The 15,380-nt window shown below is 37.2% G+C and carries 13 protein-coding genes; 5 read left to right on the forward strand and 8 right to left on the reverse strand.

What is annotated here, in order from left to right; translation table 11 throughout:
- Positions 1-5: 5 nt before the first annotated feature.
- From sucA to sdhC, 5 genes are read right to left on the reverse strand one after another with little or no spacing between them, the layout of a single operon-like run.
- Positions 6-2,816, reverse strand: a complete 2,811-nt coding sequence (sucA, locus tag GQR44_RS17330; protein ID WP_166372943.1) for a 2-oxoglutarate dehydrogenase E1 component — start codon at positions 2,814-2,816, stop codon at positions 6-8.
- 51 nt (positions 2,817-2,867) lie between these two features.
- Entirely contained in the window at positions 2,868-3,581 is a 714-nt protein-coding gene (locus tag GQR44_RS17335) for a succinate dehydrogenase iron-sulfur subunit (protein ID WP_166372944.1), read from the reverse strand.
- Positions 3,582-3,595: 14 nt separating this feature from the next.
- The gene (gene sdhA, locus GQR44_RS17340; protein WP_166372945.1) at positions 3,596-5,362 is read right to left on the reverse strand and encodes a succinate dehydrogenase flavoprotein subunit; all 1,767 of its coding nucleotides are present in this window, start codon (positions 5,360-5,362) and stop codon (positions 3,596-3,598) included.
- Positions 5,363-5,707 carry a succinate dehydrogenase, hydrophobic membrane anchor protein gene (gene sdhD / locus GQR44_RS17345; protein ID WP_166372946.1) on the reverse strand — a complete coding sequence of 115 codons (345 nt, stop codon included), beginning with the start codon at positions 5,705-5,707 and terminating at the stop codon, positions 5,363-5,365.
- Complete coding sequence (gene sdhC, locus GQR44_RS17350) at positions 5,701-6,075, reverse strand: succinate dehydrogenase, cytochrome b556 subunit (protein ID WP_346774371.1); 375 nt, start codon at positions 6,073-6,075, stop codon at positions 5,701-5,703. The genes sdhD and sdhC overlap by 7 nt, the downstream gene beginning before the upstream one ends.
- A gap of 397 nt (positions 6,076-6,472) precedes the next feature.
- Between sdhC and gltA the strand changes: the two genes are divergently transcribed.
- The gene (gltA, locus tag GQR44_RS17355; protein WP_166372947.1) at positions 6,473-7,750 is read left to right on the forward strand and encodes a citrate synthase; all 1,278 of its coding nucleotides are present in this window, start codon (positions 6,473-6,475) and stop codon (positions 7,748-7,750) included.
- A gap of 139 nt (positions 7,751-7,889) precedes the next feature.
- On the opposite strand, the gene GQR44_RS17360 is transcribed toward gltA, so the two are convergent.
- Positions 7,890-8,492 (reverse strand): hypothetical protein, encoded by a 603-nt coding sequence (locus GQR44_RS17360; RefSeq protein WP_166372948.1) that lies wholly within the window; start codon positions 8,490-8,492, stop codon positions 7,890-7,892.
- Between the two features lie 300 nt (positions 8,493-8,792).
- Between GQR44_RS17360 and aat the strand changes: the two genes are divergently transcribed.
- Positions 8,793-9,503 carry a leucyl/phenylalanyl-tRNA--protein transferase gene (gene aat / locus GQR44_RS17365; RefSeq protein ID WP_166372949.1) on the forward strand — a complete coding sequence of 237 codons (711 nt, stop codon included), beginning with the start codon at positions 8,793-8,795 and terminating at the stop codon, positions 9,501-9,503.
- A gap of 281 nt (positions 9,504-9,784) precedes the next feature.
- Here the strand turns inward: aat and GQR44_RS17370 are convergent, their stop codons facing one another.
- Complete coding sequence (locus GQR44_RS17370; RefSeq protein WP_166372950.1) at positions 9,785-10,189, reverse strand: CBS domain-containing protein; 405 nt, start codon at positions 10,187-10,189, stop codon at positions 9,785-9,787.
- A gap of 138 nt (positions 10,190-10,327) precedes the next feature.
- On the opposite strand from GQR44_RS17370, the gene GQR44_RS17375 reads away from it, so the two are divergent.
- Entirely contained in the window at positions 10,328-10,873 is a 546-nt protein-coding gene (locus GQR44_RS17375; RefSeq protein WP_166372951.1) for a DUF2058 domain-containing protein, read from the forward strand.
- 98 nt (positions 10,874-10,971) lie between these two features.
- A complete protein-coding gene (locus GQR44_RS17380) occupies positions 10,972-13,302 on the forward strand; it encodes a PilZ domain-containing protein (RefSeq protein WP_166372952.1) in 2,331 nt (776 codons plus the stop codon).
- A 213-nt stretch (positions 13,303-13,515) separates the two neighbouring features.
- On the opposite strand, the gene serB is transcribed toward GQR44_RS17380, so the two are convergent.
- The gene (gene serB / locus GQR44_RS17385; RefSeq protein WP_166372968.1) at positions 13,516-14,541 is read right to left on the reverse strand and encodes a phosphoserine phosphatase SerB; all 1,026 of its coding nucleotides are present in this window, start codon (positions 14,539-14,541) and stop codon (positions 13,516-13,518) included.
- Positions 14,542-14,650: 109 nt separating this feature from the next.
- On the opposite strand from serB, the gene GQR44_RS17390 reads away from it, so the two are divergent.
- Positions 14,651-15,280: an AhpA/YtjB family protein gene (locus tag GQR44_RS17390; protein ID WP_166372953.1), complete on the forward strand. Its 630-nt coding sequence runs from the start codon at positions 14,651-14,653 to the stop codon at positions 15,278-15,280.
- Positions 15,281-15,380: the final 100 nt, after the last annotated feature.

A 15,380-nucleotide genomic window follows, 5' to 3' on the forward strand; every position in this document is an offset into this window, starting at 1 on the left:
TTTGATTACTGTTCATCAAAACCAAGTGCTTCGTTCACTAATGCTTTTTGTTGCTTAACATGCAATGACATATAGCCTACTGCTGTTGATGCAGATGCTGCACGACCAGCGTACTGCAATGTTGCACCCGTTGGCATAACACCACGGAAGTTATGTTGACTACAGTACCAAGCCCCCTGGTTTTGTGGCTCTTCTTGACACCAAATAAAATCAGTTACATGTGCATATTGCTCAAGTAGATCATTGACTTCATCCGTTGGGAATGGGTAAAGCTGCTCTATACGAATAATGGCGACATGATCTAATTTTTCAGCACGGCGTTTTTCTAATAGTTCGTAGTAAACTTTACCGCTACAAAGAATAATACGCGTAACAGCTTCTGGGTCTAGCGCATCAACTTCACCAATTGCATTTAAGAATGTGCCTGATGCTAATTCATCTAAGCTAGAAACCGCTAATGGATGACGTAACAATGATTTAGGTGACATAACAATTAATGGGCGACGCATTGAACGAATGACTTGGCGACGTAACATGTGATAAACCTGAGCAGGTGTTGAAGGAACACATACCTGCATATTATGCTCAGCACATAATTGTAAAAAACGCTCTAAACGAGCTGATGAATGCTCTGGACCTTGACCTTCATAACCATGCGGTAATAAGACAGTTAGACCACACATACGGCCCCACTTCTGTTCACCTGATGATAAGAATTGGTCAAATACAACTTGAGCACCATTTGCAAAGTCACCGAACTGTGCTTCCCAAATACATAAACCTTTAGGTGCACCAGTAGAGTAACCGTATTCAAATGCTAATACCGCTTCTTCAGATAAAACTGAATCATAAACATCAAAATGACCTTGATCATCAGAGATATTTTGAAGAGGTGTATAACGTTTAGCTTCCGATTGCTCATGTAATACAGCATGACGATGGAAGAAGGTACCACGTGCAGAATCTTGACCGACTAAGCGAATATTATATTTAGAATCTAATAATGTTGCATAAGCTAAGTTTTCAGCAAAACCCCAGTCCAATAATTTTTCACCACGCGCCATTGCCTGGCGATCATTGTAGATCTTAGCAATACGTGAATGTTGTTTCTGATCTTCTGGGTAATGACTGATAGATTCAGCTAATTCAACTAAGCGTTGTTTTTGGAAACCCGCTTCGTACGATGCATGCCACTCATGTTTTAGGTAAGGAGACCAATCTATAGAATTGCCTTGCATAGATTGCCACTCTTTAACCACGCACTCACCATTATCTAAAGCGTCACGGTAATCAGCAACAAGCTTTTTAGCAAAACCATCTGCAATCACACCTTCACTTTCTAGTTGTTTGCTGTAGATATCACGTGGAGTAGGATGTTTTTTGATTTTTTGGTACATCAATGGCTGTGTTGCACTTGGCTCATCTGCTTCGTTATGGCCATGACGGCGGTAACAAACTAAATCAATAACAACATCACGTTTGAATTTATTACGGAAGTCGATTGCGATATGTGCCGCTTGCATTACTGCTTCAGGATCATCACCATTAACATGGAAAATTGGTGCTTGGACCATTTTAGCAATATCAGTACAGTAACGAGTTGAGCGAGTATCTTCAGGATTTGAAGTAGTGAAACCAACTTGGTTGTTGATAACGATGCGGATAGTACCACTTACTTTAAATGCACGTGCTTGTGACATATTGAATGTCTCTTGCACAACACCTTGACCAGCAATTGCAGAGTCGCCGTGAATAGTGATAGGTAAAACACTTTCACCAATACTATTTAAACGTTCTTGACGAGCACGAACCGAACCTAAGACTACAGGATTAACGATTTCTAAGTGTGAAGGGTTAAAAGCTAACGATAAATGTACATTGCCTTTAGCAGTTTTAAAATCACTACTAAAACCTTGGTGATATTTAACATCACTTGAACCATCTATATTTGCATGTTTACCTGCAAACTCATTGAACAAATCAGCGGGTTTTTTACCTAATACGTTAACTAATACGTTTAAACGACCACGGTGAGCCATTCCGATAACAACTTCATGTGCACCTTGCTCGCCAGAACGTCTAATGACTTCTTTAAGCATAGGAACAAAAGAATCACCACCTTCTAAAGAGAAACGTTTTGCACCAGGGAATTTAGATCCGATGTAACGTTCAAGGCCTTCTGCTGCAGTTAACTCTTCTAAAAATCGATTTTTAGCTTCGTTGCTGAACGAAGGACGACTTTCACAAGACTCAATTCGGTTTTGGATCCAACGCTTTTCATCAGTGTTCGTGATGTGCATGTATTCCACACCTAACGAGCCACAATAAGTTCGTTTGAGTGATGCAATAAGATCCTTTAATACCATGGTTTCATTGCCAGTAGCAAAAGAACCAACATTAAAGTTAGCATCTAAATCAGAACCAGTTAGTTCATGATAAAAAGGGTCTAACTCTTTAACAGATTCTGTTTTAACTAAACCCAGAGGATCTAAATTTGCAATTTCATGTCCTCGGTTGCGATAAGCACCGATCAGTTGTAAAACTTTGACTTGTTTTGCATCGTTGTGAACAGCACCATCAGGCGGTGTAAAACATTTTGGCGCTTTCGCCGCATGCTTCATCTGTTCACGGATAATTGAATGACGCTCCTCAGGAGCGTCAGTCACACTTGGTAACTCATCAAAGACTTCACGCCAATTAGCGTCCACAGCAAGTGGATCCTCTAAATACAATTCGTAAATGTCTTCGATATAAGTAGAATTTGCCCCGGAAAGATGCGATGAGGCTAACCAAGTTTCCATAACATTAGTTGGCATTAAAATTCCTTATTCTTTATTAATGTTTAATTAATAATATTTATTTAGTAATTAAACCGCGCGTTGTAATAACATAGATTTAATTTTACCAATCGCTTTGGTTGGGTTTAATCCTTTCGGACAAACACTCACGCAGTTCATGATACTGTGACAACGAAAAACACTGAAAGCATCATCTAAATTCGACAAGCGTTCTTCTGTTGCACTATCTCGACTATCGATAAGGAAACGGTATGCAGCTAATAAACCAGCTGGACCGATAAACTTATCAGGGTTCCACCAGAATGAAGGACAAGAGGTTGAACAACAAGCACATAAAATACACTCGTATAAACCATCTAATTTTTCACGCTCTTCTGGAGATTGTTTGAACTCTCCAGCAGGCGGTATAGTGCCATCTGTAATTAAAAATGGCTTTACTTTTTCATACTGAGTATAAAATTGTGTCATATCGATCACTAAATCACGTACCACTGGTAAACCAGGTAGTGGACGAAGCACAATTTTTCCAGCAGAAAGTAAATCAGAAAGAGGTGTAATACACGCCAATCCATTTTTACCATTAATATTTAAACCATCACTACCACACACACCTTCACGGCATGAACGACGGAATGACAATGACTTATCTTGCTCTTTTAATGCAATCAAAGCATCAAGCACCATCATGTCAGAACCTTCAGGTATTTCTAATGACATCTCTTTCATTGAAGGTTTGTCATCAACATCAGGGTTGTAGCGATAAACAGAAAATGTAACATTCATATTATAAAACCTTCTTAGTAAACACGTGCTTTAGGTGGGAAAGCTTCACGTAGTACTGGCGCCATATTAACGTCACGTTTACACATACTTTCTGTTTCAGGATTGAAGATACTATGGTGTAGCCAATTTGCATCATCTCGATCAGGGAAGTCAAAACGACTATGGGCACCACGACTTTCAGTACGGAAGTTTGCCGCTAAAGCAGTTGAAAAAGCAGTTTCCATTAAGTTGTCTAATTCTAAACACTCAATACGGTTAGTATTAAACTCGCTACTCTTATCGCCTAACTTAGCATTGTTCAAACGTTCACGTAAAACGCGTAACTCGGCAAGCCCTTCAGCCATTGCATCACCGTCTCTAAATACTGAGAAGTTGTTTTGCATACATTGTTGTAGGTCTTTACGAATTTGATCAGGACACTCTGTACCTGTGCCTTTTTCCCAGCGATTGAAACGTGCTAAAGAAGCTTCAATATTTTCTTCAGTTGGTGGCTTAGCTGTATTTTCTTTGGTTAATACTTTACCAAGATGTTTACCCGCAGCACGACCAAATACGATTAAATCAAGTAATGAGTTACCACCTAATCGGTTTGCACCATGAACAGATACACTTGCAATTTCACCCACCGCAAATAAACCTTTCACTTCAACATCTTTACCATTTTCATCTAGTTTTAACACTTGACCGTTAACGGTAGTTGGTACGCCACCCATCATGTAATGACAAGTAGGGATGATTGGAATCGGTTCATGTACAGGATCAACATGAGCAAACGTACGTGATAATTCACAGATACCCGGTAAACGCGTTTCTAATACATCTTTACCAAGGTGATCAAGTTTCAATTTAATGTGCGTGCCCCAAGGACCTTCACAACCACGACCTTCACGAATTTCAATCATGATTGAACGAGCAACAACATCACGACCGGCTAAATCTTTAGCATTTGGCGCGTAACGCTCCATGAAACGTTCACCATCTTTATTTAAAAGATAACCACCTTCACCACGACACCCTTCTGTTACCAGAACACCTGCACCAGCAATACCGGTTGGGTGGAACTGCCACATTTCCATATCTTGTACCGGTACACCAGCACGTAATGCCATACCAACACCGTCACCAGTATTAATGTGAGCATTAGTTGTTGAAGCATAAATACGCCCTGCTCCACCAGTTGCGAGTACCGTTGCTTGTGCTCTAAACACACAAACTTCGCCACTTTCAATATCAATAGCAGTACAACCAACAACATCACCATCATCATTTTTCAATAAATCCAGCGCGTACCATTCAGAGAAAATGGTGGTTTTATTTTTAATATTTTGTTGGTAAAGCGTATGCAACAATGCATGACCTGTACGGTCAGCAGCAGCTGCAGTTCTAGCAGCTTGCTCGCCACCAAACTCTTTAGATTGACCACCAAAAGGACGTTGATATACTGAACCGTCTTCGAAACGAGAAAATGGTAAGCCCATATTTTCAAGTTCACGAACAGCATCGGGTCCTTCATTACACATAAACTCGATAGCATCTTGATCACCGATAAAGTCAGAACCTTTAACTGTATCGTACATATGCCATTGCCAGTTATCTGCATGTGCATTACCTAGCGCTACTGTAATACCACCTTGAGCAGATACAGTATGAGAACGCGTTGGAAATACTTTAGTAATCAACGCACAACTTTTGCCTTCTTGCGAAATAGATAATGCCGCGCGCATACCTGCACCACCAGCACCAATAACAATCGCATCAAATTCACGAATAGGTAAACTCACTTAAACACCCCACAAAATTACAAAACCAAAAATAACGTAAGCAAATGCAACTGTTGTTAACACAAACTGTAATGTGCCACGTAATAAAGTACATTTAACGTAATCTGTTAAAACTTGCCAAATACCAATCCATGCATGAACCAGCATTGCCACTAATGCCATTAACGTAAATACTTTTGTTAATGTTAGAGAGAAAAAGCCTGTCCAAACTTGATAAGTAATATCAGCAGATGCAACAAAGCCTACAAGATATAAAATGTAGGCTAATAAAATAACTGCACTGGCGCGTAATAATATGTAATCGTGGACGCCGCTCCGTCCGAAAGTACCTGCAACCTTTACCATACTAAAATCCCCGCTAATATTGATAATACAGCAGTAAGGCCAAAGCCTACTTTTGCACTAAGTGATGCACTGTCCAATTCTTCCCAGTACCCTAAATCTTGAATCATATGCCTAACACCAAATACGGCATGGTAAGCAAGACCTGTTAATGATCCCCAGAAAACAAATTCAACGATAAACAAGTCTAAATAACCTTGTACACTTTGAAAATCTTGAGCTGACGATAACGAACAGTTTAGGAGGGTAAGGAATATTGCTAATGCAATAAAAACGATGATCCCAGAAACACGATGCAGTATTGAGGCTGTAGCAGTAATGGGGAATTTAACCGTGGATAGGTCTAAATTTTTAGGTCTCTCTTTGCGCACAATTTATCTCTTTATGATGGCTAAAAGTTAGGGGTTGTTTTACGGGCTCTATTGTTAGCACAATGTTAATGCATTGTAACATCGAAACGCATTTTTTTGTGATCTAAGCACGGTAAAATTTTCAATTGAGCAATAAATAACTCAATTGAAAATTTTACCCACCCAATCCTTAAGATATCAGAGGCTTGAAAGAAATTATAGCACTTTGGATTATTAAAGATTTTATCGAATATTTGTTGCGATCTTAACCCGCAAAGTTGTAATGTTAGATTTGACAAGGTCAAATTTTGACTGTAAAAATGTGTCACCAAAAAAGCATGTTTATAAAAAGAAGAATACAAAAAGAGTACAAAGAATTATAAAAATATAAATAATTTTTAAAACAAGGGAGAAAATAATGTCGGACAAAGTCGCAATACTTCACTTACCAGGACAAGATCCTGTTGAACTACCTATCTTTAGTGGAACAGCTGGTAATGATGTCATTGATATTCGTAGCTTAGGAAAAACAGGCTACTTCACTTACGACCCTGGTTTCCTTGCAACAGCCTCTTGTGAGTCTGCAATAACGTTCATTGACGGTGATAAAGGAATTTTATTACACCGAGGTTATGCTATCGATGATTTAGCATACAAATCAGATTATTTAGAAGTTTGTTATTTATTACTAAACGGTCAACTACCTACTGAAAAAGAATTTGCCAAGTTCAAACACACTGTACTTCATCATACAATGTTACATGAACAACTCGTCGCATTTTACCGAGGCTTCCGTCGTGACTCTCATCCAATGGCAATTATGGTTGGTGTAGTAGGTGCTTTATCAGCTTTCTACCATGACTCCTTAGATATTACAAATGAGTCATGTCGTGAAATAGCTGCATTCCGTCTTATTTCAAAAATGCCAACTTTAGCGGCAATGAGTTACAAATATTCTATAGGTCAACCCTTCATGTATCCGGATAACACATTATCTTATTCCGGTAATTTCTTGAAGATGATGTTTGGTATTCCATGTGAAGAATATGTTGTTAATCCAGTACTAGAAAGTGCAATGGATAAAATATTAATTCTTCATGCTGACCATGAACAAAATGCATCAACCTCTACAGTTCGTTTAGCAGGTTCATCTGGTGCGAACCCATTCGCATGTATTGCAGCGGGTATTGCTTCTTTATGGGGCCCTGCACATGGCGGCGCTAACGAAGCATGTTTAGAAATGCTAGAAGAAATTGGCACTGTAGATCGTATTCCTGAGTTCGTTGCAAGAGCGAAGGATAAAGATGACCCATTCCGTTTAATGGGCTTTGGACACCGTGTTTATAAAAACCATGATCCACGAGCTACGGTAATGCGTAAAACATGTCATGAAGTATTAGATGATCTAAAAATTGATGACCCACTACTAGATGTTGCAATGGAACTAGAGCGTATTGCGCTTGAAGACCCTTACTTCATCGAGAAAAAACTCTACCCTAATGTAGACTTCTACTCAGGTATTGTTTTACGTGCGATGGGTATTCCACGTACTATGTTTACAGTGATATTCGCTGTTGCTCGTACTATTGGTTGGATTTCACATTGGAAAGAAATGTTAGATCAACCTGGACAAAAAATTGGTCGTCCTCGTCAAATGTACACGGGTGAAGTTGATTTACATTACCCTGACAAATAATACGACCAGTTCATTACACTTAATGGCATGACTTAGTAGCACCACTACAAGTCATACCCATTGGCAAAGTGAATAATAATGAGGGTATACAGTAGTTAACAGGTTTCATAACCTTTAATTATCTGTATACCCTCTTTTTTTAAAGCTGTTTTGACCATTGAAGTAGCTTTTTCTTTGGATACTTCTTCATTATTTCTCGTTGAATTTGTAAACAACAACCATTACTCGAATTATTCAACTTAAGTAATCTGCGTGCATATAACGCCCTCGCAATGTCGTAACTTTTCACTGTAAAATATTTTAGTACGTAGGCTGCCGCATAAGCTTCAATTTTAATTACATCTATTTGCTTATCGTTTTTATTAAAATTAATACTATTTTCAAAGTCATTTACATGTGCAAGCCCATGAATAAGAAAAGTATATTTATAAGCTTCATTTATATAACGAACATCTAAATCAGTGCTGTAGGGAATGATTTCACTTTGAATGAATATGATAGATTTAACTTCATTATTGAATTTATAGAATGTTGTCACACTGCCTTTAATATCATCACAATTACTAATGCTATTAAATGTAATTTTTGAATGTAAAATACCATCAAATTTAATTCGATGTCTTATCATCAAGTCTGGAGATGGGATACTTAAATCAGGTGTTATAACAATAGTCACTTGCCCTTTTTCTTCTTCTTTTTGCTTTCTAACTTCAAACAAGTTTTCGTAATCGATTACACTCATCAATTTGACCTTAATTTTTTAAAATGTGATAAATTTAAATGCTAATTCAATACACGATAACAAATAAAATAGTTAAATGTCTGAAAACCCGATTTATTGAGTAAACAACAGCTAACTGTAAAGTGATTACCTTTTTGATTACCTAAAAAAACAGCTAATAAAAAAGGTAGCCTAAGTACCGTTATGGGTCTTAATCTATTAAAATCATGTAAAATGTCAGACTCTCAAATAATTACCGCCGTTATTTAAAACCTGATTAAGCTAGCTTTAATTACTTTTCCCAAAACATCTAGAGAACTTATGCCAAAACAACTCACCGCATTATCCATTGACTCTATTCAATTCCCCGATCCCAACAATGCGTTAGATGATCCAGAAGGACTACTAGCAATCGGTGGTGACTTATCACCCGAACGACTGCTTAATGCCTATCAACATGCTATTTTCCCTTGGTTTTCCGATGGCGAGCCTATTCTATGGTGGAGTCCTGCTGAAAGAGCCGTGATCCAACCACAGCAAGTACATATAAGTAAAAGCATGGCAAAATTTATTCGCCAAACCTCACTTACGATCACCGTTAACCATCGTTTTAAAGATGTCGTTACAGCCTGTGCACAACCTCGTAAAAAGCAAGCTGAAACGTGGATCAGCCCTGCAATCCAATCGGCCTATTATCAGTTACATTTACGCGGCGTCGCACATTCAGTGGAAGTTTGGGATCAAGGTCAATTAGTGGGTGGATTATATGGGGTCAATGTAGGTGCCATTTTTTGTGGTGAGTCGATGTTCCATCAACAAACAAATGCATCAAAACTTGCTTTTATTGCTTTGAGCCAACATTTTTCACGCTTTCAAGGGCAATTAATAGACTGCCAAATGATGACAGAGCATTTACAAAGTTTAGGGGTAACTGCGAACACTCGGCTAGCGTTCATCAAACAACTCGACCAATATAAAGGAACAACTATTAATTCAACTTGCTGGGATAAACAGACTATTTACCTAAAATAAACGCAATTTATATACGCGTTCAAGTTTTTGTAACTAAAAAATAGAGTTGGACTTAAAACTGACGTTTATGTACAAAGTGTGAAATTAAACTGATGTGAAGTTTAGAGACAAAGGTAATACAAATAAGTTAGATGGTATTATTTAAAAGGTCTTAGGCGCTGCCACACTGTTTGTATTACAGTATCTTTAAGGCTTAATCTAGATTTAAATAAACCTAAAACGTGCCAAATTAGCACGTTTTATATGCACTACAACTGATAAATATTAAATAATCGCTAATATTAGTTTTGTTGTAATTGTGACTTGATTGCACCCAGTACAACTTTTCTAGTGATCAAACCAACATAAATATTATCCTCGTCTAACACAGGATACATTTTCGGTTTTTCGTGGATCATCTTCTGTGCCAAATCTAGAATGCTTAGCGTCGAAGGGATACTCAAAGGTGCATCAGACATAACGTCTTCAACCAATGCAGCATGTTCATGGTAGTAACTCGCTTCAATTAACTTAGCAAGGCAATCCTGCTCAGATAACCAACCTACTACATGTCCCGTCTCATCAATAACAGGCCCGCCGATTAAATTAGATAATAATAATTTATCAACAGCCGCTTCTAAATTCATTCCTTTTGTGAATGCAATGCTTTTACCTGTCATAAACTGCTTAACTTGTAAATTTTTCATTATATTCAGCTCCTTGTATTTGAACATATCCTTTGCCCGACACTTCAATCTAACCCTTTTTTAAAAGAAAGTCGATATTTGAAATAACATTATATGCTAAACTATTTCCTTTATATTTCATTAGCAAAGGGTTTCGATATGGCTTCATTACAAGAGCAATTAATGAATTCAGGTTTAGTTAATAAGCAAAAAGCAAAACAAGCACAAACAGAAAAACGTCGACTAGCAAAACAAAAGAAAAAAAAAGGGACGGTGGTTATTTCAGACGTACAAAAAGCAGTACAAGAAAAAACTGAATTGCAAAGACAAAAAGACCTAGCGGATAACCAAGAAACCCAACAACAATTAGCAATACGCGCTGCACATGGTAAATTAATCCAGATGATTGCTCAGCATTGTGAAAAAGATTACCAAGGTGAACTAGACTACCATTTCACTTATGAAAACAAAGTTAAGCGCATTGCTGTAACACCTTCTATTCAGCAGGGTTTAATCAAAGGCTCTTTTGCCATTTGTGTATTGAATGAAGAATTTTATTTAATCAACAAAGAAGCCGCTGAGAAATTACGCGCTATCGACGAATCAGTACTTGTTGCACTGCATGACCAAACAGATAATTCAACAGAAAATGAAGCAGATGACCCGTATGCTGAATTTGCAATCCCTGATGATTTAATGTGGTAGACAACAAAAATATCCTTAGTAATAAGTGACATATAGAAGGTATCGACCTAGAATAACTTTTCAATAACAAAATTTTTGTAAAAAGAGATACTGCATTTATGGACTTTAAGGCTTATCAATCACAAATCAGAACGTTAATTCCGCTTCGAAATAAAGCGGACTTTAGCACTATGCTGGATAAAGTTTTCTTTGGTGAAAGTACTAGTGATAAATTTCTGATCAAGATGGAATTAAGCCGACTTGCCAAACCCTGTTCTCGGATTATAGACCTGCGTGAAAAGGTAACGGATGAAACGCAACAATCCACGCACCAAGATATTATGCATTACCTCACTCCCTCAGCAGATAAAGAATTAACAGCGGCAATAAAACTATATGGCGAATATACCATTGGGGCTTATGAACAAGTATTGGAGCATGTTCAAAAAGTAAAACAGGAAAAATCAGCAAAACCTGTGGCTAAAATAGCACCTGAAGTAGACCCCAATATTACAGAAAATATTCAATTAGATAATCACAGTAAACAATCTGCTGCACGTATGTTTTTTGTATCAAAGATAACTGTCATACTTGAAGATGGATCTGAGCATCAAGCAAGTACATCAAACATTTCTATTACGGGACTTAAAGTAAAGTTATCAGAAAAGTCGAACTACCTTGATGATCAATTCATTAAGGTTAATTTTACTGCTTTAGGTAATGACTACAAAGATAAAGCGATCACAGGTCAAAAAATAACTTATCGTTTAGTTAAACAACAACAAGAAAAAACGGGTTTTTATCTATATTTAAACCTAGAGGACGATAAACCGGCTTTTGTTACTTTCATAAAATTATTTATTCGCAGTAATCAGCATAAATATAAATTAGATGTGCACTATTATTTCCGCCTAGCGCGAGAAAAACTGATTAGAACCAGTACGTTGATGGGCTTAAGTAGCCTCCCGATTTATCTTAATGCAACCCATAGTTCCGCATTAATATTCTCACTCCGTAATCAAGCAAACAAAGAAATTATAGATGATTGGCGTTGTGATAATAGCAATCAACTGCCTTTTTTATTCTCTGAAAAGCGATTAGCCGCAATGTTAAGTATGGCGAAGCCAACACTAGCAACAACAGTGTATTGCTTTACATATATCAGTGAAGGCGAGGAGTTCTTCTTATCAGCGACCGAAGAAGAATTAAAAAAAGAAAACTTAAAGCATTTATTTATTGAGTATGGTCGTACTAAACCTAATTGGCGTTGCTATCATTTAACACTACAAAATTATGTTTATAAAGCCAAAAAAACATACGGGTTGACAGATATAAAGCCATCAATATTTGATGATATTACGCATGTTGCAACATTAACTGAAATAGCGACTAATGAAATCATTGAAATAGATCATCGTAGTGATGAAAAAAGAGACCTCAATCTATTAAATATTTTTGTGCACCGAGAAAAACAACCAGGCTTTGTTCCTGTATATGATCTGTTTCCCGATGAATTACGCAAAGAAGAACGTTATAGCTTTAACAGTGCAATTAAATTAACAGCTGGGAAAGATATTTGTTCTGGGAAAATAGTCGATTTTTCAACGTCAGGTTTAAAAATACAACTAGGTGCTAAAGAATCCTTAGCAAGACGTAGTTTAATTAAAATTGATTTTATCGACCTACAAAAGCTATCTAAACAATTTACCCTTTCTAACATTGAATACCGTGTGATTTCTTCTGGTCCAAATAATACCTTTCACTTACAGGTAGCAACTCGTGATAGTTATTTAACTATGCACCAGTTCTTTTCAATATTAATTAAAAATAACCCAACACACTTTCAAGTCATCCCACTTAAGGCCAATAAACAACCAGTAACATCGCGTTTAAGGGAAGCTGCAGAGAGTGCGCTGCATCCAGCCTTCTTCTATGTATCAACTCAAAATTGCAAAGCTAAAATTTCGCTATCTTCAATTGCCGACACGTCTAAGGCACTCAAGCAATTGTTTAATATTAACAGTAAAGATTCATATGAAAATAATCATCTCGCCCTATCTAATAGAAGATTATTAGAGCGTATTTTACATACGCCATTAAGAACTGTTTCAACACTTGAAAATCCATTAAATTTTGAATGCACTATCTACGTTCAAAAAATATTAGTCGCCAATAATAAGTGGAAGATCAATAGCTACTTAGATGAGGACTTTAAATCTAAAGAGAGCAAAAGAAAGTTTATTTTAGATAATAAAGAGCTGAAACAACTGCAAATATTGCATTACCGATTAACTTCCATCAAAGCCCCTGATTTAGCAGTAGTTAGCTCAGAAGTAAATATTATATCTTGTTATGCAAAACATCTTAGCCAGCGCATTGAAGAAGAAATACTAAAAATTAATGCCATGATACAAGTTATAGACAGGACTAAGCAGATACTGGGCGATTGAAGTTTGTTGTAGATAATTATCTTTTGATATTTACTTATAGATAGCTAATTATAAATAATTACCCATAAAAAGCTGTCAGCTAAAGATGGCTGTTTAAAGAAGTAGATCGTAAAGGCAGGGATAAACTCATTTTGTTAACCAAGTTAGGCGGAGTATACAAACAATTTGCTCCGCCTATTTAATCTTACAACTAACTAAAAGTTTACTTATTGCTTACTGAGTTTGTAAAGGTAAAGAAGCAATCAGTAAACACAACGCCCCTTCTAGATCTAAGTGATTTAAGGCAACTGCAGCTTTCTCTTGCACAATAGGCTTGGCATGGATAGCAATCCCCATTGCAGAGGCTGCCATCATAACTAAATCATTAGCACCATCACCAATAGCAACTGTTTGATTCATAGGAATATCGAACGATGTCGCTAACTCTTTTAGTGTACGTGCTTTAACATCAGCATTAACAATTTCGCCCGTTACCTGACCCGTTAGCGTATCATCAATAATCTCCAAGGTATTCGCATAAGCAGCATCAAAACCGTGGTCCGCTTTTAATCGATTAGCGAAGTAAGTGAATCCACCAGAAGCAATGGCAACTTTCCACTTAGCCGCTTTTAAACCCGCAATTAAAGCCACTAAACCAGGCATGAGTGGCATATTATCCGCGACTTCTTTAATCACCGACTCAGGTGCTCCTGCTAACTTACCAACACGGGTACGTAAGCTTTCATTAAAATCTAACTCACCTCGCATTGCCGCAGCAGTAACAGCTGAAACTTGGTCACCAACGCCATATAACCGCGCAATTTCATCAATACATTCAATCTGTATCGTAGTTGAATCCATGTCCATCAATACTAGGCCAGGTACCGCAAAATTAGGTAACTGTTCAACTAATGCAACGTCACACTCATGTTCAAGTGCAAACGCACTAACAGCTTCGCTTACAACGCTCGGAAGCGTATTCAGCGTTAGGCGTATAAAATTAACGCCTTCGACTTCACCTAGATTAGATAATACAACCTGCGAAACAGCTTCATTAATGAGTATTGTTTTTAAAGCAATTAAAGCGCGAGTGCTGATATTTTTTCCCATTAACACTAATTCTGCCCGAGCATAAAATTCATTTTCTGGCGTATCATTAATTAAAAATAATGGTTGTCTCGCTTCAACTGAAGATTGCAAATCTACTTTCCATTGCAAAAATGAGATAGAGTGAGCAGGTACTTGAAGTGTTTTAATCATTTCCACTGTAATATGCCTATTGTTTAATTGCCGTAAAAATATTGCTCACAAGATAGCGATTGCTAATTTATAATGCAAGCGTAGATACGATAACTAAGGGTTTAAATGTATGGTTAACAAGCTTTTCTGGATAAAACGTACGTTACAAGTAGTGACCATGTTTGCATTATTTGCAGTGATTGCTTATCAATTTATCACCCTGCAAAATGAATCTAATGCAGTCCGTTTCCAGCAAACAGAGAAATTTTCTTATTCATTAACCAACTTAGCCGCCGCTGAAGCATCTCGCTATTTATCTCAAAAAAACCAAGAAAATTTACAACTACTGATTGATGATCTCAGTGAAGATCCAATTGTGAGAGATGCCATTATCTACGATAAACTGGGGCAAATACTTTACCAATCTAAAGCATCGATACCTTTACCCGTATTATTAAAAATTGGTGGCAAACAAAGTGATGAAGCAGAGGGTGTTATCCCCTACATTGCAGAACTTTATGACGATGGCACTAAGATAGGTTATATCCGTATCGCTTTAGAGCAGGAACGAATTTTAAGTTTAATTCAAAATTATCAGCAACGTGGATTATCGATAATGTCGTTATTAATCTTACTGTCTTTTATCGCAGGCACATTATTGACCGCCATTTTCTACAAAAAAGTAACCAGTATTTACAGACAACTTATTTCAGAAATCCCAAAACTGATTGAACGCACTAAAAAAGAGGCCACTAAATAACCTTAATTGCGTTTAAAATAGACGAACAACAAGCGTAGCGCACAAAAAAACATCAAACAAACTAAAGTTGGTAAAGTTTCATTGACAGTAGTGCCAAGAT

The organism is Psychromonas sp. SA13A, assembly GCF_011378715.1.
GTDB lineage: Bacteria > Pseudomonadota > Gammaproteobacteria > Enterobacterales > Psychromonadaceae > Psychromonas.

What these genes read in the sequence shown, in the direction of transcription:
- sucA (WP_166372943.1), bottom strand. Translation starts at nt 2,816, where the DNA reads ATGCCAACTAATGTTATGGAAACTTGGTTAGCCTCATCGCATCTTTCC.
- GQR44_RS17335 (WP_166372944.1), bottom strand. Translation starts at nt 3,581, where the DNA reads ATGAATGTTACATTTTCTGTTTATCGCTACAACCCTGATGTTGATGAC.
- sdhD (WP_166372946.1), bottom strand. Translation starts at nt 5,707, where the DNA reads ATGGTAAAGGTTGCAGGTACTTTCGGACGGAGCGGCGTCCACGATTAC.
- gltA (WP_166372947.1), top strand. Translation starts at nt 6,473, where the DNA reads ATGTCGGACAAAGTCGCAATACTTCACTTACCAGGACAAGATCCTGTT.
- GQR44_RS17360 (WP_166372948.1), bottom strand. Translation starts at nt 8,492, where the DNA reads ATGAGTGTAATCGATTACGAAAACTTGTTTGAAGTTAGAAAGCAAAAA.
- aat (WP_166372949.1), top strand. Translation starts at nt 8,793, where the DNA reads ATGCCAAAACAACTCACCGCATTATCCATTGACTCTATTCAATTCCCC.
- GQR44_RS17370 (WP_166372950.1), bottom strand. Translation starts at nt 10,189, where the DNA reads ATGAAAAATTTACAAGTTAAGCAGTTTATGACAGGTAAAAGCATTGCA.
- GQR44_RS17375 (WP_166372951.1), top strand. Translation starts at nt 10,328, where the DNA reads ATGGCTTCATTACAAGAGCAATTAATGAATTCAGGTTTAGTTAATAAG.
- GQR44_RS17380 (WP_166372952.1), top strand. Translation starts at nt 10,972, where the DNA reads ATGGACTTTAAGGCTTATCAATCACAAATCAGAACGTTAATTCCGCTT.
- serB (WP_166372968.1), bottom strand. Translation starts at nt 14,541, where the DNA reads ATGATTAAAACACTTCAAGTACCTGCTCACTCTATCTCATTTTTGCAA.
- GQR44_RS17390 (WP_166372953.1), top strand. Translation starts at nt 14,651, where the DNA reads ATGGTTAACAAGCTTTTCTGGATAAAACGTACGTTACAAGTAGTGACC.